Here is a 19,367-nt window from a genome sequence, read left to right as displayed (position 1 = left end):
TATTGCCTCCTTCGATATCAATCGACGCACCGTCCGTTTGACAGCAGTTCAATCCAGCGTCCGCCCCAGATAAATCAGCGTACGCACGCAAAGCATCAATACGATGGCGAGACCGGCGAGCGCGTCCAGCCTTCCCGCATCAGCGCCCAATCCACTAATGGCGATGCCGAGCGCAGCCGCAGTCGGTGCTGCAGACAGCAGCGCATCGGCCCTGTCGCTTCCGCCGCGGACATGAGCAGACGAGCGCGTTAGCGCAGCAGTGGTGGCCGCAGCGAGTGCACCAGGTGCCGCAAAGCCGGCCATCGTCATGGCATCGAGAGACTCGACGTGAAACAGGCCGTGCGCACCCTGCGCCGTCACGACTATGGCGAGCACCACGCAACACGCCCAAAGGATGAGCTGCACAGCTGAGAACATCGCATCACGGGCTCTGGACCGGGTCAGCTCGTCCGTCATCTCTTTCGAGGTCAGCCGAAATCCGATACTGGCCACATGATGTGAGGCTGCTCCCATCAGGACGACGCTTTCAAGAACGATTCCCCCAGTCGCGCAGCTCACGAGAGCAATCCCGTGGGCAGCCAGGTCCAGCTTGACAAGTCGACGGGTGCTGCGAGCGCACCCCTTCCGGTTGTCTCGACGCATTTTGTCCTCCCTGGCTGGGCCGCAAGAAATCCTCGCGGCCCAGTACGCTCAATGGACGAGGACTTTCGCCTTCTGCACCGGAACCTCATCGCTATCCGAGCGATGCGCAAGCCGGTAGAGCAGGGGAAGGACGAGCAGCGTCAGTGCCGTCGATGACAGGATGCCCCCGATGACAACGGTTGCCAGCGGCCGCTGTACCTCGGCGCCGGTACCGGTCGCGATGGCCATCGGTACAAAGCCCAGCGAAGCCACCAGGGCGGTCATGAGGACTGGCCGCAGCCGTGTCAGCGCGCCGTGCGTGATCGCCCGGTCCAGTCCCATGCCTTCCTCGCGCAAGGTGCGGATATAGGAAATCATCACCAGCCCGTTCAGGACCGCCACGCCGGACAGCGCGATGAAACCGACCGCTGCGGATATCGACATCGGGATGCCGCGCAGGGCCAGGGCGATGACGCCGCCAGTCAGGGCGAACGGGATACCCGTAAACACGAGCAAGCCATCCTTGACGTTGTTGAACATCATGAACAGCAGCGTGAACACGATGAACAGCGCAAGCGGCACGACCACCTGCAGGCGCGCCGTCGCCGACTCCAACTGCTGGAAGGTGCCACCCCAGCTCGTCCAGTAGCCCGCCGGTACCTGGACCTCTTTGGCGATCGCAGCCGCGGCTTCGGGCACGAAGGTGCCGATATCACGTCCGCGCACGTTGGCGCTCACGACAATGCGCCGCTTTCCGTTTTCCCGGCTGATCTGGTTCGGCCCAGGCGTGAATTCGAGGGTCGCCACTTCGCCCAACGGAATGTAGGACGCCGGGCTGCCCTCCTTGGCAGGCAGCGAAATGGGAAGCTGCCTGAGGGCGTCCAGATCGGCCCTCAGCGTTTCTGGCAGGCGGACGACGATATCGAAGCGGCGGTCGCCCTCGAACATGGTGCCGGCCTCGCGCCCCCCGGTTGCGATCGCCAGTGCCTCCTGTACGGCGCCGATGTTCAGGCCGTAGCGCGCCGTCTTCTCGCGGTCGATGTTCACAGTCAGCATCGGCAGGCCGCCCGTTTGCTCGACCTTCACTTCGGCCGCGCCGGGAATGCGCTGGAGTACCTCGGCAATTTCCTGGCCTGTCGAAGCAAGCACATCCATGTCGTCGCCGAAGACCTTGACGGCCACGTCGCTGCGCACGCCGGAGATCAGCTCGTTGAAGCGCAACTGGATCGGTTGGGAAAATTCGTAGGCATTGCCCGCGTACTTTTCCGTTTCCTCTTCGATCGCTTCAATCAGCTCCGCACGGCTCTTCTTCGGTGCAGGCCAGTCCGATTCGGGCTTGAGCATGATGTAGCCATCCGAGATATTCGGCGGCATCGGGTCCGACGCGATCTCCGCCGTGCCGGTGCGCGCGAACACCCGGTCGATCTCGGGGAACTTCGCCTTCAGGCCGGCTTCCACCTTCTGCTGCATTTCCACGGACTGGCTCAGGCTGGTCCCGGGAATGCGCAGCGCCTGCAAGGCCAGGTCGCCTTCGTTCAGGCTCGGAATGAATTCACTGCCAAGGCGCGTGACCAGCAGTCCCGACAGGAGAACAAGGACGATTGCGCTCGTGATGACCAGTGCGGCGTTGCGCATCACCTTCTCGAGCATCGGTGCGTAGGCGCGCTTGGCCATGGTCATGATCCTGTTTTCCTTTTCCGTGACACGCTTGCCGATGAACAGGGCGACTGCGGCCGGGATAAAGGTGATCGACAGTACCATCGCCCCGACCAGTGCCGCAACAACGGCGAACGCCATGGGATGGAACATTTTTCCTTCCACACCGGACAGCGCGAAGATCGGCAGGTAGACGACCATGATGATGAGCTGGCCGAAGATCAGCGGCCGCCTGGCTTCCTTGGCCGCTGCGAACACCTCATGGAAGCGCTCGGCGAGGGTCAGGTCGCGCTTATAGTGCTCCTGAGCATGCGCAAGGCGCCGTACGCAGTTTTCGACGATGACGACGGCGCCGTCGATGATGATGCCGAAGTCGAGAGCACCCAGGCTCATCAGGTTCGCGCTGATCTTGTAGGTCACCATGCCCGTGAACGTGAACAGCATCGCCAGTGGAATGACCATCGCAGTGATGATCGCCGCGCGAATATTGCCGAGGAACAGGAAGAGGATGACGATCACCAGGACGGCGCCCTCGAGCAGGTTCTTCTTGACGGTGTTGATGGCCTTGTCGACCAGCACGGTGCGGTCGTACACCGTCACTGCCTTGACACCTTTCGGCAGCGAGCGATTGACATCGACCATCTTGGCGGCCACCGCCTGGGACACCGCACGGCTGTTTTCGCCGATGAGCATGAACACCGTTCCCAGCACGACCTCGCGGCCGTTCTCGGTCGCCGCGCCGGTGCGCAGCTCGCGGCCGATATCGACGGTTGCGACATCACGTATGCGGATCGGGACGCCGTCGACGTTGCTGAGGATGGTATTGCGGATATCGTCGAGGGTGCGTACCTGGCCCGGCGCCCTGATCAGGAACTGCTCGCCGCGGCGTTCGATATAGCCGGCGCCGACATTATTGTTGTTCTGATCGATCGCACCGACGACGTCGGACAGCGACAACCCATAGGAACTGAGTTTCGCAGGGTCAGGCGCGACCAGGTATTCCTTGGCGTAGCCACCGATCGAGTTGATTTCGGTGACGCCGGCCACCTGGCGCAACTGCGGCTTGATGATCCAGTCCTGGATTTCGCGCAGGTCGGTCGGCGTGTAGGGCGTGCCATCGGGCTTTTTCGCACCCGGTTCGCTCTCCACCGTCCACAGGTAGATTTCGCCGAGGCCCGTGGAGATCGGTCCCATCATCGGCACAACCCCGCCAGGCAGGTTTTCCCTGGCCTCCTGTATCCTCTGGTTGACCAGCTGGCGGGCAAAATAGATGTCCGTCCCGTCCTTGAAGATGACGGTGACCTGCGACAGGCCGTAGCGCGACAGCGAGCGGGTTTCCTCCAGGCCGGGAAGGCCGGCCATCACCGTCTCGATCGGGAAGGTTACGCGTTGTTCGACTTCGAGCGGCGAATAGCCGGCTGCGGACGTGTTGATCTGGACCTGAACGTTGGTAATGTCAGGAACTGCGTCGATCGGCAGTTTTTGGTAGTTGTAGATGCCGACAGCAGCCATCGCGACGACGGCGACCATGACGATCCATCGGTGCTCGATGGCAAAGCGGATTATTCGTTCAAACATGTCTGGTTCCTCGCTCAGTGTTCGTGCTCGGCACTGCCTTTGCCTTGCTCGGCCTTCACAACGAAGCTCCCCGTTGCAACGTATTCTGCACCGGCAGTCAAGCCCTGGACGATCTCCACGACCTTGCCGTCGCTCGCGCCCAGGGTGACTGGCTGCGCCCGGAAGCCTTCCGCCGCTTTGACGAACACGACCGGCTTGTCTTCGATCGTCTGCACGCCATCGGCCTGCACTGTGACGGCGGCCTCCTTCTTGCCGCGTACCACCGAGACGTTCACGAACAATCCGGGGCGCCAGGCGAGTCCAGGGTTATCGACCACGACGCGGGCGGTCGCAGTCCGGGTCTGTTCGCCCAGCAGGTTGCCCACGTAGCTCACCTTACCGTTGACTGCTTCGCCGCCGGCCGGAGACCGGATGGTCACGCTCTGGCCGACACGGATCGTCTGCAGGTCCTTCGGGCTGACGGCAATCTGTACCCACACTTTCGACAGGTCGGACAGGACGAAGGCATTGGCGTCTTCCTTGACGGCCTCGCCCTGGACAAGGTGCTTTTCTACCACCACGGCGTTGAACGGCGCGCGTAATACATAGCGATTCAGGGCGCCCGAGCTTGACCCCGCGCCCAGCGCGGTCAGCTTCGACCGCGCCGACTGTGCTTCGATCTGGGCCTCGCGGTATTGCTGCTCGGCCTGCAGGAAATCCTGTTGGGCCGAGATCTTGTCTTCCCACAGCTTCTTCTCGCGTTCGTAGGTCACACGCGCAAGACCAACACGCTTGTCCGCCGCGAGGGCAGCGCTCCGCAGTTCAGCGAGCTCCGGGCTGGCAATCTCCGCCAGTGCCTGGCCCTTCCTGACGTCCTGGCCGAGCGCGGCGGAAACCGATTCGACGACACCCGCAACACGGGGAACCACGTGCGCTGTGCGGTCCTCGTTGAAGTGCACCTCGCCAGGGAGGGTCACGGCCGTGTCGACGCTGGCCGCGCTTGCCTTGGCGGTAACGATGCCGGCGCTCTGGATTTGCTGGGACGTCATCTTGACCAGGCCGGGCGCGGCGTCGACATGGCTTTCTTCCTTGCCTTCGGCATGCGCGTCTTCCTTGCCTTCGGAATGTCCCCCTTTGGCAGCAGATTTTGCCGTCGTTTCCTCAGCGTGTTCGGTTTCGCCCTCACCGGAAGGCGCGTCTTTCTTCCAGAACAGAATGGCAATCGCAAGAACAATGCCTACGGCAACAACGGCCAGGATGGAGAAGGCGGACTTTTTGTCGATGTTGAGCGTCATGGGGAGATCCTGTTGTCTGAGGGGGCGCCGTCGGTGTCGACATAGCGGCCAAGGTCTGCGACGGCACGGTAGCGGTCGTACAGCGCCTGGATGTACTGGGTGCGGGTCTGCAGGAGCGTGCGCTGGGCGTCGAGGACGTCGAGGAAACTGAACTTGCCTGCTTCAAATCCTGTGACGGCTGCATCGAACACGCGCTGTGCCCTTGGCAAAATGTCCTGGCGCATGGTGCGTACCTGTTCGCCGGAGAGCTGTGCCCGCTGGTAGGCAGCGGTCAGCGACTGGTGCAGGCGCAGCTGCTCCGCTGCGAGTTCAGTACGTGCCTTTTCAGCCCGGGAGAGCGACGCCTGGAGGCTGCCCTGGTTCCGGTTAAACAAGGGAATTGGCACCGAAACGCCGAGCACGGTTTGCGAGCGGCCGATTTCGTCATCTTTCTGCCTGCCGGCAATGAGCGTTAAATCGGGCATGCGCTGGGAACGGTCGAGGCCGACCTGCGCTTCCTCGCGCGCTACCTGCAGGCGGGAGCGCCGCAGCTGGGGCGAGGCGTCCAGCCGCCGTTGCAGCGCGTCCAGCGCCGGGGCAGGCGCCAGATCCAGCTCGGGGATCGCGAGGGGCTGCGAAACCGCAGTGGTCTCCCCCCAGTAGGCGGCCAGCGTGTGCAAGGCGATCGACAGTTCGCTCTGGGCCTGGGAAAGCTCGAGCCGGGCCGATGCCTGGGCAACGCCAGCGCGGTCCTGCTCGACAGGCGACACTCGCCCGGCTGCTACACGCCTTTCCGCCGCATAGGCAGCCTTGCCGGCCACGTCGAGCGACGCCTGAGCCACTTGCAGTCGCTCCTGCGCAGCAAGTGCGTCGAAATAGGCGGCGGTGACATCGGCGCGCAAGTCTGAGCGAGCAACGCCAAGATTTCCCAAGGCGAGGCTACGCTCGCTCTCTGCGAGCCTGATGCGGGCGGAGCGCTTGCCTCCGAGTTCGAGCACCTGGCTAAGCTGGACTGTTTGGGTGCGGGTGCCGCGCTGGGTTCCCTCGCGGACAAACGAGACCTCTGGATTGCGAAACACGCCGGCCTGGCGGCGCGTGCCCTCGGCAATCGCCACATCGAGCGCGGCTGCGCGCAGTGTTGGATTGGCCGCCAAGGCCTTGGCAACGGCCTGATCGAGCGTCAGGGGCGGGCTCGTGGCCGGGGATGCCTGCTGGGTTGCCCCAGGTAAAACTGGCTGCGCTGTCATCTGCGCAGCACTCGGCAGCGCCTGTGCAAATAGCACAGCCGCCCCAAGGACGAAAAATTTGGGATGCATGAATAACTCCGGTTATTGAAAACGAAGGCTATTCAGCAGCGATACGTATCGGATGGCCTTCCGGCCTACCGCACAACGATGAGTGGATGTATACGATCTGCCGCCGAATCAGACGGCGGCGATCCATTGAGGCCGCTCGGGCCGATCGGAGTACAAGGAAGAATAGTGCAGCGAAGTAGCCGGCCGTACGAGGCAAGCAGGCTCGAGGATCGCTATGGCGACAGGAAGAGCATCGAAGGACAACGAGACGTGGGCGCAGGACGAGCAGTGTGAATGCACGCTTGCTTTCTTCGCCGAGCCTGAGGGCTGGTCCTTCCCGTCGAATGCGACTTTGTGACCATCGGCTTCGGACGAGTGGTGTCCGAAATGCTGAGCGGCGCGGCCCGACTCATGCTCGCAATACGCAGCGACCACGCTCCAGCTGAGCTGAAGAGCGAGAATCGTTAGGACGAGGTAGATGAAGCGTCGGGCGGCCATGGAGAAAAGTATAGCATGGGGCATCGTTTTGCTTTGGCACCTTACGCGGAGGGCTAGTGAGCGAGCGCAGCAAAACGGTGCCCAGCTATAATGCTGCAGTGTTGCTTCTGGATGAGAACTGCGTTGATACTGAAAACTACACTGCTTTTTGTCGCCACCGCCATCGCCGAAATCGTCGGCTGCTTCCTGCCTTACTTATGGCTGCGCAAGGGGGGCTCGATCTGGCTCCTGGTGCCGGCTGCGGCCAGTCTCGCGATTTTTGTCTGGTTACTTACTCTGCATCCAGCAGCTAGCGGCCGGGTGTACGCAGCCTACGGCGGCGTCTACGTCGCGACCGCCCTGGTCTGGCTCAGATTCGTCGATGGGGTGAAGTTATCGACGCTGGACTGGGCGGGCGCGGCAATTGCCTTGTTCGGCATGGCGATCATTGTCTCTGGGTGGAGCAAGGGAAGCTGAAACAGCTGTATCGAAGGAAACCAGGACGGGGAGGCGCCTGATTTCCTTCACGATTCAGATTTTTTGTATTTGCCGGTTGATCGCTTTCTGGGCGCGCTCGTTACGTTCGCTATACCTGTCTGTCAAATAGTCCGTGCGACCCCGGGTCAAGAGGGTAAATTTGAATAACTCCTCCATGACGTCGACCACGCGGTCGTAGTACGCCGAGGGTCTCATGCGCCCCTCGTCGTCGAACTCCTTGTAGGCCATTGGCACCGAGGACTGGTTCGGGATCGTGAACATGCGCATCCAGCGGCCGAGCAGGCGCAGGGTATTGACCACGTTGAAGGATTGCGAGCCGCCGCAGACCTGCATGACTGCCAGCGTCCGTCCCTGGCTCGGGCGGATCGCCCCCATCTCGAGCGGGATCCAGTCGATCTGGTTCTTCATCACTGCAGTGATGGCACCATGGCGCTCCGGGCTGCACCAGACCTGACCCTCGGACCACAGGCACAGCTCGCGCAATTCGACGACCTTCGGGTGCGTCTCGGGCACGCTGCCGACCATCGGCAACTCCATCGGATCGAAGATCTTCACCTCGGCACCGAACTGCTCGAGGATACGCGCGGCCTCGTATGTAAGAAAGCGGCTGAAGGAGCGTTCGCGCAGGGAGCCGTAGAGCATCAGGATGCGCGGCGGGTGGTTCATATCGCCAACCGGTGCGAGCTTCTCGATAGTTGGCATGTCGAGCAGCTCCGGCTGGATGTTGGGGAGGTTTGGACTCTTGCTCATTTGATTCGCTTTCCCTCTGCATCGATGACAACCTCGCCGTCTTCTTTTGTGAAGGCACCTTGTTGCGGCAGCGGCAGAATATCCAGTACGACCTCGGAAGGACGGCACAGGCGGACGCCAGCTGGGGTTACCACGAACGGGCGGTTGATCAGTATCGGGTGCGCCAGCATCGCATCGATCAGCTGGTCGTCGGTGGTGGCGGGGTTGTCGAGGCCAAGCTCGACGAAAGGCGTGCCTTTCTCGCGCACAGCCTCGCGCACGGACACGCCTGCCCGTTGGACCAGGTCGACGAGCGTTGCACGGTCGGGTGGGTCCTTCAGGTACTCGATGACGGTCGGCTCGATCCCGGCATTGCGAATCAGCGCAAGGGTATTGCGCGACGTGCCGCAATTCGGGTTGTGGTAGATGGTGACGTCCATGGTTTTGTAAGCTTTCTTAGCTCAGGCGCAGGGCAAGCGCGCACAGGGTAACGAAGAGGATCGGCAGCGTCAGCACGATACCGACCCGGAAATAGTAGCCCCACGCGATATGGATGTTCTTCGCGTCCAGCACGTGCAGCCAAAGCAGGGTGGCGAGGCTGCCGATCGGCGTGATCTTCGGTCCGAGGTCGGCGCCGATGACGTTCGCGTAAACCATCGCTTCGCGCACCACACCGGTGGTGGCGGTGGCGTCGATCGCGAGGGCGCCCACCAGCACGGTCGGCATGTTGTTCATGATCGAGGACAGGATCGCCGTGATGAACCCGGTGCCGAGCGCCGCGCCCCATACACCATACTGTGCGCACTGATTCAACAGGTCGGTAAGGTAGTTCGTCAGCCCTGCATTGCGCAGTCCATACACGACCAGGTACATGCCAAGCGAGAATACGACAACCTGCCACGGTGCGCCGCGCAACACCTCGCGCGTCGAGATGCGGTGGCCGCGTGCGGCCACCGCCAGCAGCAAGGCTGCGCCGACTGCCGCCACGGCGCTGATCGGGACGCCGATGTCGTCAAGCCAGAAAAAACCGACCAGCAGCATCGCCAGCACCCACCAGCCGGTCACGAAAGTAGCGCGGTCATGGATGGCCTCTTCGGGGCGCTTCAATTGCGCCAGGTCGTAGTTCGCTGGAATGTCCTTGCGGAAGAACCAGGTGAGCGCGGCGAGCGTTGCTGCTACCGACACCAGGTTGACCGGCACCATCACCGCCGCGTAGCGGGCGAAGCTGATGTCGAAGTAGTCGGCCGAGACGATGTTGACCAGGTTCGATACGACCAGCGGCAGGCTGGCGGTATCGGCAATAAAACCGGCCGCCATCACGAAGGCCAGCGTGGCTTTAGGCGAAAAGCGCAGCGCGGCAAGCATCGCGATCACGATCGGCGTCAGGATCAGGGCTGCGCCGTCATTCGCGAACAGCGCTGCCACCGCGGCGCCGAGCAGGACCAGCAGGACGAACAGGCGCCGCCCGTTGCCTTTGCCCCAGCGCGCCACGTGCAGGGCCGCCCATTCGAAGAAGCCCGCCTTGTCGAGCAGCAGGCTGATGATGATCACGGCAACGAAAGCAGCGGTCGCATTCCAGACGATGTCCCAGACCACCGGGATGTCGGCGACGTGGATGACGCCAGCGAGCAGGGCAACAACGGCGCCTGCGCCAGCGCTCCAGCCGATGCCCAGCCCCCGGGGCTGCCAGATGACGAAAATAAGTGTAGCGAGGAAGATCAGGAATGCGATGAGCACAAAGGGTCCTAGTCAGCAGGTCAATAAATTTGAGGCGTCGATAACAGCGTCCCGCGTGGTGCGGGACGTCGAGCTCAGGGCAGCAGGGTGCCGATGCGGTCGAGCTCGGCCTTGAACCGGGCCTTATCAGCTTTCAGCTCTGCCAAAGGCAGCGCCAAAAAGGCTTGCGTGCGGGCCAGGATGATTTCATAGGTTCGCTCGAATGCTGCTTCGATCTCCTCGTCGGTTCCGATGACGTGGCTCGGGTCTTCCAGGCCCCAGTGCGTGCGCAGCACCGGACCGAGGTAGGCAGGACAGGTCTCGCCGGCGGCACTGCTGCAGACGGTGACGACGATGTCGGGCGTGACGGGAAGCTCGTCCCACGACTTGCTGTAGTAGCCTTCAGTCGAAATCCCTTTACGGTCCAGGAGGGCGACAGCGCGCGGATGCAGCCACCCGGTGGGTTGGCTACCGGCGCTGATCGCCTTCAAGCCTTCCGGGGCCAGGTGGTTGAAAGTGCCCTCGCTGAGGACGGAGCGGCAGGAGTTGCCAGTGCAGAGAAACAGTACGTTCATGTGGTTTGTGGTCGGGTCAAAGTGTCAAATAGGGGCGATACGTGGCCGGCATCATTCCGCCTTGCATACATTGCCTGCGGCCGCGTCGCAGGGCACGCCCCCGCAGCAGTTCTCGGTCAGGAAGCCAATCAGCCCGTTCATTGTTTCGACGTTCGCCGAATAAATCACGAAGCGTCCGTCCTGCCGGGAAGAGAGGAGCCCGGCATGCGACAGCTCTTTCAGGTGGAACGACAGCGACGAGGACGGAATGTCCAGGTGCTCGGCGATTTTGCTCGCTGCGAGACCTGCCGGCCCAGCCTGTACAAGCAGCCGAAATACCGCTAGACGGCTTTCCTGTGCCAGGGCCGCGAGTGCTGCGAGTACTGCTTTGGTATCCATGGCTTTCCAATCATGTGCAAGATATCAGGATCATACACGCTTGATACGATGGTTCCAAGAATATCGAAATATGTTGACAGCTTATGGCAAGGGTTTTATTCTTTGTTCGTTGATTGACGAATTACGAAGGATGGACATGACGACCTGCTGTGCTCCGAAGGACGGGACCGCCGCGCCCACGATTGACGCTGATGAGCTGGCGATGCTGTGCAAGGCGCTTGCGCATCCGGCACGGGTCCAGCTGCTGAACTACCTTTCGGCTTACGGCGCCTGCTACTTCGGCAGCCTGGCTGATGTCCTGCCGCTGGCCGCGTCGACGATTTCGCAGCATGTCAGCGTGCTCAAGCAGGCAGGACTCATCATTGGTTCGGCCGACGAACAGCGCGTCTGCTATTGCGTGAATACGGACCGGTTGGCCCAGCTGAAACAGATGATCGGCAGTCTCTAAAGATTTTTTGCCTCATTGTTCGTAGTTCGACGAACTACTAATGGAATCCTTAACCACAGCAGCAAACTTGATGAACTGGGAGACACCATGGACAACATCCTCAACAACAGCCTTCCTGTAGCGGTGCTTGGCGCAGGACCTGTCGGCCTGGCCGCGGCTGCCCACCTGGTCGCGCGCGGCTTCACCCCGCTGATCCTGGAGGCGGGTGCGCAGGTGGCGAGCAACCTGGCGAGCTATCGCCAGGTTCGCCTGTTTTCGCCATGGCAGTACAACGTCGACAAGGCAGCCCACCAATTGCTCGTGGCAGCCGGCTGGCAGGTACCGGATCCGGAAGCTTTGCCGACGGCTGGAGAAATCCTCGACGGGTACCTGCTGCCTCTTGCAGCCCTTCCTGCGATCGCCGCGAACCTCCGGCTTTCCCATCGTGTGGCCGCAATCACCCGGGCCGGGTTCGACAAGGTAAAGACGCGCGGTCGCGAGAGCGCCCCGTTTGTTATCCGCGCGGCGACGCCTGAAGGCGAGCGCGAGTACTTGGCCAGTGCCGTGATCGATGCTACCGGTACATGGTCGCAACCTAATCCGCTCGGTGCCAACGGGCTGCCGGCGCAAGGCGAAGTCGCACTGCGCGACCGGATCGCTTACGGCATGCCGGACGTGCTTGGAGCCGAGCGGCAACGCTACGCCGGCCGGCGTGTACTGGTTGTCGGGGCCGGTCACTCGGCTGCGGGATCCCTGCTGGCATTGGCGACGCTCGCCGAGGAGGTGCCGGGCACACACCTGGTCTGGGCAATTCGCGGACGTCAAAGCGCGAAGCTGTTCGGTGGCGGCGATGCCAACGGCCTGCCGGCACGCGGACAGCTGGGCATGCGGCTGAAGGCGCTGCAGCAATCCGGCCGGCTGGAGTTACACCAGGATTTCCGGATTCAGTCGCTACTGGAGACTGCCGGCGGTATTACGGTGCGCGGCGAAGCCGGGGCTATCGACATCGGTGGCATCGACGAGATCGTCGCCGCTACCGGCGCCCGCCCGAATCTCGACATCACACGCGAACTACGAGTGCGCCACGACCCTTGGCTCGAGAGCACCGACCTGCTGGCACCGTTGATCGACCCGAACGAGCATAGCTGCGGCACGGTGCGACCGCACGGCCACCGCGAGCTGGCTCATCCTGAGCAGGGTTACTATGCGGTTGGGGCCAAGAGCTACGGCCGCGCGCCCAACTTCTTGATGGCAACCGGTTATGAGCAGGTGCGTTCAGTCGTAGCAGCTTTGGCGGGCGATTTGCTTGCTGCCGACGACGTGCAGCTGGAACTGCCGGAAACCGGCGTCTGCAGCACGAGCCAGGTATATGACAGCGAGCCGGCGGCATCGATTTGCTGCGGCGGGCCCGCGCGAGAGCCGTCGGCTGGCTGCTGCCTTGCGGACGCCCAGGCCAAGGCCGCAGAAAAACCTGGATGCGGCTGCGCCGCCCAGCCGGCATCGAGTTCAGCGGTCAGGACGGAGTGCTGCGCGTAAGCCGTTTCGATTCCGGCGGCGCCCGGTGCCGCCTTCTCATCAATGAGGACGTATGAATTCTCAGTGGCGCACCATTGGCATCCTTGCCTGTACACAGATCATCTCGTGGGGATCGCTGTACTACGCTTTCAGCATTCTTGCGCCGAGTATCCAGCGTGAGCTTGGGTGGAGCCCAACGCTCGTCTTCGGCGCCTATTCGTGGAGCCTGCTGATCGCCGGCCTGGTAGCGACGCCGATCGGCATCCTGCTCGATCGCCATGGTGGCCAGCTGGTGATGGGCACAGGGTCAGTCGTTTGCGGCATCGGTTTTTTCCTCTTGAGCGAGGCCCGCAGCCCGGTCGTCTACGTGACGTCCTGGACCATCCTCGGCCTTGCGATGGGCCTGACGCTGTACGAAGCGGCATTTGCAACGATTAACCGCAGATTTGCCGCGACTGGACGTCAGGCGATCTCGACCTTGACCTTGTTTGCCGGCTTCGCCAGTACGATCTTTTGGCCACTGACACAGGAGCTGAATACCTTAGTGGGATGGAGAAACAGCTACCTTTGGTTCGGGGCCACCCAATTGCTGGTCTGCCTTCCACTGCACCTGATGTTGGGCCGGGAGCAATCCAAGTCAGCAGCCATGACGCAGACGAGCAGGCGCAGTCACACGCTGGCCGAGGCCGTGCGCCATCCAGCATTCTGGAAGCTGGCATTGGCGTTCTCGGCAAACATTTTTGTCTTCTCCGCATTGTCGGTGCACCTGATCCCTCTACTACAGGAGATGGGGCACAGTGCTCGCATCGCGATCCTCATGTCGATGCTGATCGGCCCCCTGCAGGTCGTCGGCCGGATCCTGGAGCGTACGGTTGCACGCAACACCGCACCTCAGCTGGTCGGCAAGTTCTGTTTCAGCGCGTTGCCGGCAGCGCTTGCCGTCATTCTCCTGTTTGGCGTCCAGGCATGGGCGATCGCGTGCTTCTGCATCCTCTACGGCCTCAGCAACGGCGTCATCACGATCGTCCGCGGTACCTTGCCGCAAGCGATGTTCGGCAGCGAAAACTACGGTGCCATATCTGGTGCCATGGCGGGCCCCGCGCTGCTGGCCAAGGCCAGCGGACCGATTATTGCAGCGTGGGTGATTAACCAGGGCGGGACGCCGACACTACTGATCGCAACCCTGTTTGGTGTCGCCGTCGTATCGGTTGCTCTGTACTTTTCGGCGGTTGGTAGAGAGGCGTTACGGGTAACGGCAACTGACGTTCCCCCAGCTTGATCTGAGGCGACTCTCTATCGGCAATACCGACTCATGACGGGCCATTGACACAGCGGCGTTGCAGCACAGCGGTAAGTAGAGAATCACTTGGCCCTTCTCATCTCACGTTTCGAAGCAAAATGTCTGTCGCTGGTGTGGGTGACGTTCGAGTCGGCAGCCTGCACACGCTGCGCATTTTTCACGACTGAACCTCGTCGGCGCCCTGTTTGCTTACGATTTTCTGGCAAGCTCCTGCAAATTTAGACCCAACTTCTCTAATAAAGACAACATGGTGGCCACGTCGGCCTCCGCTATGACCAGACGTTGTCCGGGCTTATAGCTCGAATCTCCGGACTTCTCCACGTACTTTTGATCAACGATTCCCTCGCAATGAGCCAGCAGGTGGCGCTTTTGATAGAGCACCTTCAGTGCTGTTAGCTCTTCAGGTGTCAACCACGTTTCGTAACCGAAGCCTACCGCTGCACGCCAGAGTGCACTTCCATCATCAATGCGCTGGAAGGTATTGAAAGCCGGCTTTCCATAAGGCTCGTACAGCCCCTCGCAGTAGCGCTGAAACGCGGTTACCCCGTCTGAAAGACACGTTTCGCGTATTGAGCGGCAGATAAGTTCCGCGTCGTCCTTTCCAATACTTAACGTAAGTGCTTGCCTGACAATGTCTTCAGTGTTGAACTTCGCCCGGATCTTGCGAAGCGAGTCCTGATAGGTCCGGGTTACTGAGTTCACACCGCAGGAGGGGCAAAAATACGCACTCCCGATGACAGCAAAGCGGCATGTGCAGTGATCGCATTCGATTTCAAGCTGCATGGCCTCTGCAGCTTTCGCAGGAATAGTATGGGTTCGGTAAGATCCCCCCTCGAGCTTCAAGGACATGGAGATGAAGCTTGCCTCCGGTCGCCTTTGGTTGAAGCGCTCTACGTCTGCACTTAGCGCCTGATTCAGTTGTCCCGAGAATACTTGGAGAGCCTCAGACTTGGCATGCTCAACTTGCTCGATTGTGTACCATTGATCTGCGCCTGCCTCGTGACCGCACATTGGGCACCAAACGGCTTCATCGGTGACGATATTCTGCCAATCCTCGGCATTGACCTTGAAGACGAACTCGCACGTTTCTGCAGGGCATTGTTTATCGATATAGCCTTTCTCGTCAGTCTCAATTTCAACAGAGACAGACATGCTCGCGAGGTGCTCTAGATCTTTCAGGGTATTTTCAAACATTATTTTCCCTTGCCGCGAAGTGTTGTGATTGTCTAGCGCTTGGTTAATTGCCGGGGCCAGAGCTCTCCATCGTGATGCCCAACTCCGCTTGCAGCAGGTCACGCACGAGTAGCTCGAAATCGATCGGCGATAGGGTGCGAAAGTCGTACATGCCGTCAGGCTTGGAAGGCCGCGACCAAGGCGTCCATATGTGGCTTGTCTTTTTCTGTAATGGCGTCTATCAGATCTTTGACCGCATGCTCCAGGTCGAAGATCAGCTCGTTGTTTCCAGCGAGCCGATCCATTGTGTTGCCGTGGCTGAAGTAGTGGAAGATCTTAAGGATCCGCTTCGCACGCTCGACCCCGAACAGAATCTCGGCCCGCTCGTCGACTTGCTCCGATTCCTTTGGACCAGGAAGCCTGGAGTATGTGTAGAGCTCGATAAAGCGCCTCATGGCGTTTGGCAGCAGCATCAGCACTTCGTGGACAGTCTTATCTGGAGCCTTGTGGAAACGATGAATGACCTCGAACAGGAAGTGATATTCAGACTGATAGCGTGCGAGCGAGGCAGGCATGTCCTCTAGCGCCGAGGAGGTCTCGGCGATTCTTCTGATCAGGTATAGCCGCGCTCCCTGTTTGCTCGCCACGGGCTTGATTTCTCTGAGCAGGTTGAAGAACTCAAAGTTGTGCGTGGAGATGAACAGTTGCTTGCAGGTCGTCTGCCAAGGAGCATTCTTGTCCTGCTGCTCGAAGAACAGTGCCCGGATGGCAGCGGTTACTTGAAAGATGTGATTGGCGTCGAGGCTCGAGATGGGATCGTCGATATAGACGAGGGTCTCCTTGAATTCCGCGGGCTTTATCTCCTGCAGCTTTGTCAGGAAGTATGAGAATGCAACTGCCGTGCGTTCCCCGTCACTCATATTCTTGGCAATGGCCCCCGTCTTCCGGATCAGTTGAAAGCGGTCCTGGCCTGCCGCATCCTTGACGACTTGGATCTGGACGGCCTCACTGCCCAGCATGGACGCCAAGCGTTCGTTGATTTTTTCCCGACCTTGTTGCGCTTGACTGATCTGAGCCTGAAGACTGCTGATCTCCGGCCGCAGCCTTGCTGCATAGGTCTTGAGACGATCGGCCCGCTTGGCGAGCCGCGCTTTCTGTTGCTCCAGGCCTGTGGCAGCTTGGTCGTCCACAAATTGTTGGACGTAGTGGTATCGTGCCTGCCTCAAGGCAGCCGCTCGCTCCTTAGTGAAGTTCGAGGCCAACTCGTTGTTTTGCTTGATGACGAGGTTCACTATGGCAATCGCATCTTTGATCCCTTTTTCCAGGCCAGCAGCCAAAGGTGTAGGCGTCATGGCCTTGCGCGAATCGTCTGCCTTGCGTTGCACTTCGGCAGCGAGTTCCCCTATCGCTTGGTTGAACGCGTCGATGGCCGAGGGCAGCGCTTCGACGGCAGCGGTGTAACTCTCACGAAATTGAGCGTTGAGTTCGGCAGCCTTGGGCCAACTCAGGCTGAAGACCGCCGCCTTCACACGTGCAAGAAGACCATCGATCCGCTCCTTGTGGTCCGCCAGATCTTTCGAAAAGTGCGCGCGAAAGGCTTCGAGGCGATCTTGGGACAAGTCGTTCCCGCAAAATTCGCATGTTCCGGCGCCAGAATGCAGGGTCAGGCCGCCCTGGACCCAGCGTTCAACGGCAGGGTTCTCCTCAAGGTGCTTGATGGTATTGGAGAAACTTGGCGTGGCGGCGAGAACCGTGACGGCTTCCTTGTGGAGATCTTCGATCAACGGAGAAGCGCGCAGTTCCTCAACAGTGCTGGGCTTCTTCGAGTCGGGCGTCAACGCGAGCTCGATAGCATCGGTGAGTTCCTTTTCCGCCAAGAGTTGGGTCTCAAGGATACCGACGGCGACAAGGTCCTGCCCGAGATGTGCGGCCGTGTAGGGATCAACCTTCAGACGTTGGCGAATGAACTTGGCAGTGTCGGTCTTGGCCTGCGCTATCCGCGTCTTCACCTCTTCAAACTTGCCGTCCAGCTTGCGCTGGACCTCGTCGGAGCGCTGGATTCGCTTGCTGATCTGATCAATCTTCCGTTGCGCTTCCTCGGATTCCTTTCCGAGCAGCAGGATGGGGTTGAAGCTCCCGCCATCGAAATGCAAATTAGCGCGGACGAAATCCGAATTGAAAACACGAACCGACAGGTTGCACCGACTGAAGTTCTTCTCAGTGATCGAGTCATCGGCAGTTCCAAGCGTGAACTCACAGCCGGATAAATCAGGATTGGCCGATTTGGCCTCAAGCTGAGCGAACAGGCGGGAGAGGGTGGTTTTCCCAGAGTAGTTCCAGCCGTAGATGAGATTCTTGATCCCGAAGTCTTGTGTCCCTGCCGGCTTGTTGTAGCTCTGATAGACGCCGAGCCCCTTGATCTTCTCAATGCTCTTCAGCATGTCGCTTCCTGATATTTGACGCAAGATTACCGTAAGCGTCTAGTGACCCCCACGTTGCGGAAGTGAAAGTCCGCTTCATGACGCTGCTGACCTTCATCGTTACCGGCGAGCGTTTGCATACCAACTTAGGCCGATAACAGACGTCGCTCAACAGCCAGTGTAAGAGGGAAATTGTCTTGAGGGCAAGTGACGTTTTTATTCAGTTAGTGAAGATTTTGTTCAGCCAGTGATGGCTTTTTTCATTTTTCACACCGGCGCCGCTGCGCCTGTCCTTGCGGCCCGCGGCCGGCGGCCTCGACATTGGCTTCATCAAACGCCGAGGCCGCAGCGTGACGCGCTGCTGTTCCTGCCACTGACCCCTTTCTTTCTTTGATCCAACGCCATGCGCCTGTGGATCGGCCTGTATTTGCTCCAGTTACCGCTCGATGTCTTCAGCTCGAACTGGTCAACTGACCTGGGGGGCGTGCTCGAGGGGGAACGGGTGCTGGTCGCTTCGCTCCACGCGCGCCGCCAGGATCGGCATGGGCCTCGGCGACGTGCTGACGCTCATGCGCGAGGAGCGCGTCGTCGAGCGCTCCTCCGAGCGCGAGGCAGAAGCCCTGAACGCGGTGGCGATGGGGCTGATGCAGTACACGCCGTAGGTGGCGCAGGCTGCGGAATCGACCTTGTCGATCGACGTCGGCGCCAACCCGCGCCCGTTCGGTGGCGTCCGGACCTTGTGTCGGCGCGTGCGCGCCAGCCTGCGCGCGCTCGGCTCTTCACGCTACCTCAGCTGCGCACCTACCGCGCGCGGTACTTGGATCCCGGCGCGCAAACGCGTCGGCCGCGTACCCACCCATCGCGTCTCTCGGATGGCGTCCACTGCCTCACACCAAAACTTTTCAGATCGACGATACTACGGCAATGTAGGATGGAGGCAGAACCTGGACTCCAGAAGGCATCAGGCACAGTCCTCCGCTGGAGGCTGAGCGAAGATGTCATGATTGACACACCGTATTATTCACTGATGCAACTTGAACTCCTAGATAAGCCGGATGGGCGTACGTCAATTTTGCTGCCGTCGGGCTACGTCCTTGATTTGCTGGCTCCAGACGCCACTGGTTTGCCGATTACTGACATCGCATTGTGTCTTGCCTCGCAACCCCGGTGGGGTGGTGCTGCAAGACCGTGGTATTCGGTTGCCGAACATTCAGTTATGGTGTCGCGTCTCGTACCAGAGCCTCTGGCATATGCAGCTCTCATGCATGACTGTGAAGAGTTTCTCGGGGATTGGCCATCGCCTGTAAAGGTAATGTTAGGTCGTGAGTACGTTAAATCACACATCAAACCTGTAAAGGACGCACTGCGCCGCCGATTTGGTTTTGATGACGAAAGTCCTATAATAAAACACGCTGACCTCATAAGTATGGCCACCGAGCTGCGAGATTTGCTTCCGCCAGCGTGGGTTGATTGGGGGCACCTTCCGGCAGCTCATGCCGCCAGAATTGTACCAGTGGGCCCGGACCGCGCCTATAGCTTGTTCCTTGAGCGTTTTGATGAGCTGAAGCATTTAGCACAAACCCATCACCCTTGAAAAATAACCAAGCACGGTTGAAAAATATCTAAGCTGCACGGCTGGGAGTTCAACGACTCCCACTTCTGCATCGAAAGGTGAGTTAGCATTGCATATTCCTCCGAACTCACATTCTCAGCAAGGCTTTCGCAGTCACTCGAAAGTGCGCCAAAGAAAGCTCTG

Annotated in this window: 16 protein-coding genes; 5 read left to right on the top strand and 11 right to left on the bottom strand. The window is 60.3% G+C overall.

Translation table 11 applies throughout. The annotated features are described in order from the left end of the window. Nucleotides 1-48 precede the first annotated feature (48 nt). From ACFOPH_RS09065 to ACFOPH_RS09050, 4 genes are read right to left on the bottom strand one after another with little or no spacing between them, the layout of a single operon-like run. Nucleotides 49-642 carry a hypothetical protein gene (locus ACFOPH_RS09065; RefSeq protein ID WP_147935934.1) on the bottom strand — a complete coding sequence of 198 codons (594 nt, stop codon included), beginning with the start codon at nucleotides 640-642 and terminating at the stop codon, nucleotides 49-51. Between the two features lie 48 nt (nucleotides 643-690). Further along, entirely contained in the window at nucleotides 691-3,855 is a 3,165-nt protein-coding gene (locus ACFOPH_RS09060) for a CusA/CzcA family heavy metal efflux RND transporter (protein WP_147935935.1), read from the bottom strand. 14 nt (nucleotides 3,856-3,869) lie between these two features. Then, nucleotides 3,870-5,129, bottom strand: a complete 1,260-nt coding sequence (locus ACFOPH_RS09055; protein ID WP_147935936.1) for an efflux RND transporter periplasmic adaptor subunit — start codon at nucleotides 5,127-5,129, stop codon at nucleotides 3,870-3,872. After that, nucleotides 5,126-6,424 carry a TolC family protein gene (locus tag ACFOPH_RS09050; protein ID WP_312547256.1) on the bottom strand — a complete coding sequence of 433 codons (1,299 nt, stop codon included), beginning with the start codon at nucleotides 6,422-6,424 and terminating at the stop codon, nucleotides 5,126-5,128. Before ACFOPH_RS09050 ends, ACFOPH_RS09055 begins: the two co-directional genes overlap by 4 nt. Nucleotides 6,425-7,024: 600 nt before the next feature. Here ACFOPH_RS09050 and ACFOPH_RS09045 point away from each other — a divergent pair. Beyond that, nucleotides 7,025-7,357 carry a YnfA family protein gene (locus ACFOPH_RS09045; protein ID WP_370660645.1) on the top strand — a complete coding sequence of 111 codons (333 nt, stop codon included), beginning with the start codon at nucleotides 7,025-7,027 and terminating at the stop codon, nucleotides 7,355-7,357. 54 nt (nucleotides 7,358-7,411) lie between these two features. Here the strand turns inward: ACFOPH_RS09045 and arsH are convergent, their stop codons facing one another. The 5 genes from arsH to ACFOPH_RS09020 all read right to left on the bottom strand — a co-directional run bounded on the left by arsH (nucleotide 7,412) and on the right by ACFOPH_RS09020 (nucleotide 10,776). Continuing rightward, nucleotides 7,412-8,128 (bottom strand): arsenical resistance protein ArsH, encoded by a 717-nt coding sequence (gene arsH / locus ACFOPH_RS09040; protein ID WP_147935938.1) that lies wholly within the window; start codon nucleotides 8,126-8,128, stop codon nucleotides 7,412-7,414. After that, on the bottom strand, nucleotides 8,125-8,547 hold the full coding sequence (gene arsC, locus ACFOPH_RS09035; RefSeq protein WP_147935939.1) for an arsenate reductase (glutaredoxin): 423 nt from the start codon (nucleotides 8,545-8,547) through the stop codon (nucleotides 8,125-8,127). The genes arsH and arsC overlap by 4 nt, the downstream gene beginning before the upstream one ends. Before the next feature lie 16 nt (nucleotides 8,548-8,563). Next, on the bottom strand, nucleotides 8,564-9,844 hold the full coding sequence (locus tag ACFOPH_RS09030) for an arsenic transporter (protein ID WP_147935940.1): 1,281 nt from the start codon (nucleotides 9,842-9,844) through the stop codon (nucleotides 8,564-8,566). Nucleotides 9,845-9,918: 74 nt separating this feature from the next. Then, a complete protein-coding gene (locus ACFOPH_RS09025; protein ID WP_147935941.1) occupies nucleotides 9,919-10,398 on the bottom strand; it encodes an arsenate reductase ArsC in 480 nt (159 codons plus the stop codon). A gap of 51 nt (nucleotides 10,399-10,449) precedes the next feature. Next, nucleotides 10,450-10,776: an ArsR/SmtB family transcription factor gene (locus ACFOPH_RS09020; RefSeq protein ID WP_147935942.1), complete on the bottom strand. Its 327-nt coding sequence runs from the start codon at nucleotides 10,774-10,776 to the stop codon at nucleotides 10,450-10,452. Between the two features lie 136 nt (nucleotides 10,777-10,912). On the opposite strand from ACFOPH_RS09020, the gene ACFOPH_RS09015 reads away from it, so the two are divergent. From ACFOPH_RS09015 to ACFOPH_RS09005, 3 genes are all read left to right on the top strand, one after another. Next, nucleotides 10,913-11,224 carry an ArsR/SmtB family transcription factor gene (locus ACFOPH_RS09015; protein WP_147935974.1) on the top strand — a complete coding sequence of 104 codons (312 nt, stop codon included), beginning with the start codon at nucleotides 10,913-10,915 and terminating at the stop codon, nucleotides 11,222-11,224. Nucleotides 11,225-11,311: 87 nt separating this feature from the next. Further along, entirely contained in the window at nucleotides 11,312-12,739 is a 1,428-nt protein-coding gene (locus tag ACFOPH_RS09010; protein ID WP_147935943.1) for an FAD-dependent oxidoreductase, read from the top strand. Nucleotides 12,740-12,791: 52 nt separating this feature from the next. After that, nucleotides 12,792-13,997: an MFS transporter gene (locus ACFOPH_RS09005; protein WP_147935944.1), complete on the top strand. Its 1,206-nt coding sequence runs from the start codon at nucleotides 12,792-12,794 to the stop codon at nucleotides 13,995-13,997. 210 nt (nucleotides 13,998-14,207) lie between these two features. Here the strand turns inward: ACFOPH_RS09005 and ACFOPH_RS09000 are convergent, their stop codons facing one another. Then, nucleotides 14,208-15,212 (bottom strand): hypothetical protein, encoded by a 1,005-nt coding sequence (locus tag ACFOPH_RS09000; RefSeq protein ID WP_147935945.1) that lies wholly within the window; start codon nucleotides 15,210-15,212, stop codon nucleotides 14,208-14,210. A 155-nt stretch (nucleotides 15,213-15,367) separates the two neighbouring features. Beyond that, nucleotides 15,368-17,632 carry an AAA family ATPase gene (locus ACFOPH_RS08995; RefSeq protein WP_147935946.1) on the bottom strand — a complete coding sequence of 755 codons (2,265 nt, stop codon included), beginning with the start codon at nucleotides 17,630-17,632 and terminating at the stop codon, nucleotides 15,368-15,370. Nucleotides 17,633-18,611: 979 nt separating this feature from the next. Here ACFOPH_RS08995 and ACFOPH_RS08990 point away from each other — a divergent pair. Further along, a complete protein-coding gene (locus ACFOPH_RS08990; protein WP_229493751.1) occupies nucleotides 18,612-19,205 on the top strand; it encodes a hydrolase in 594 nt (197 codons plus the stop codon). The last annotated feature ends 162 nt before the right edge of the window (nucleotides 19,206-19,367 follow it).

Origin of the sequence: Massilia haematophila (assembly GCF_042647645.1) — a bacterium.
Classification (GTDB): domain Bacteria; phylum Pseudomonadota; class Gammaproteobacteria; order Burkholderiales; family Burkholderiaceae_D; genus Telluria; species Telluria haematophila.
Note: the sequence above shows the minus strand (reverse complement) of the source record. Positions and strands in the feature narration are given on the sequence as shown.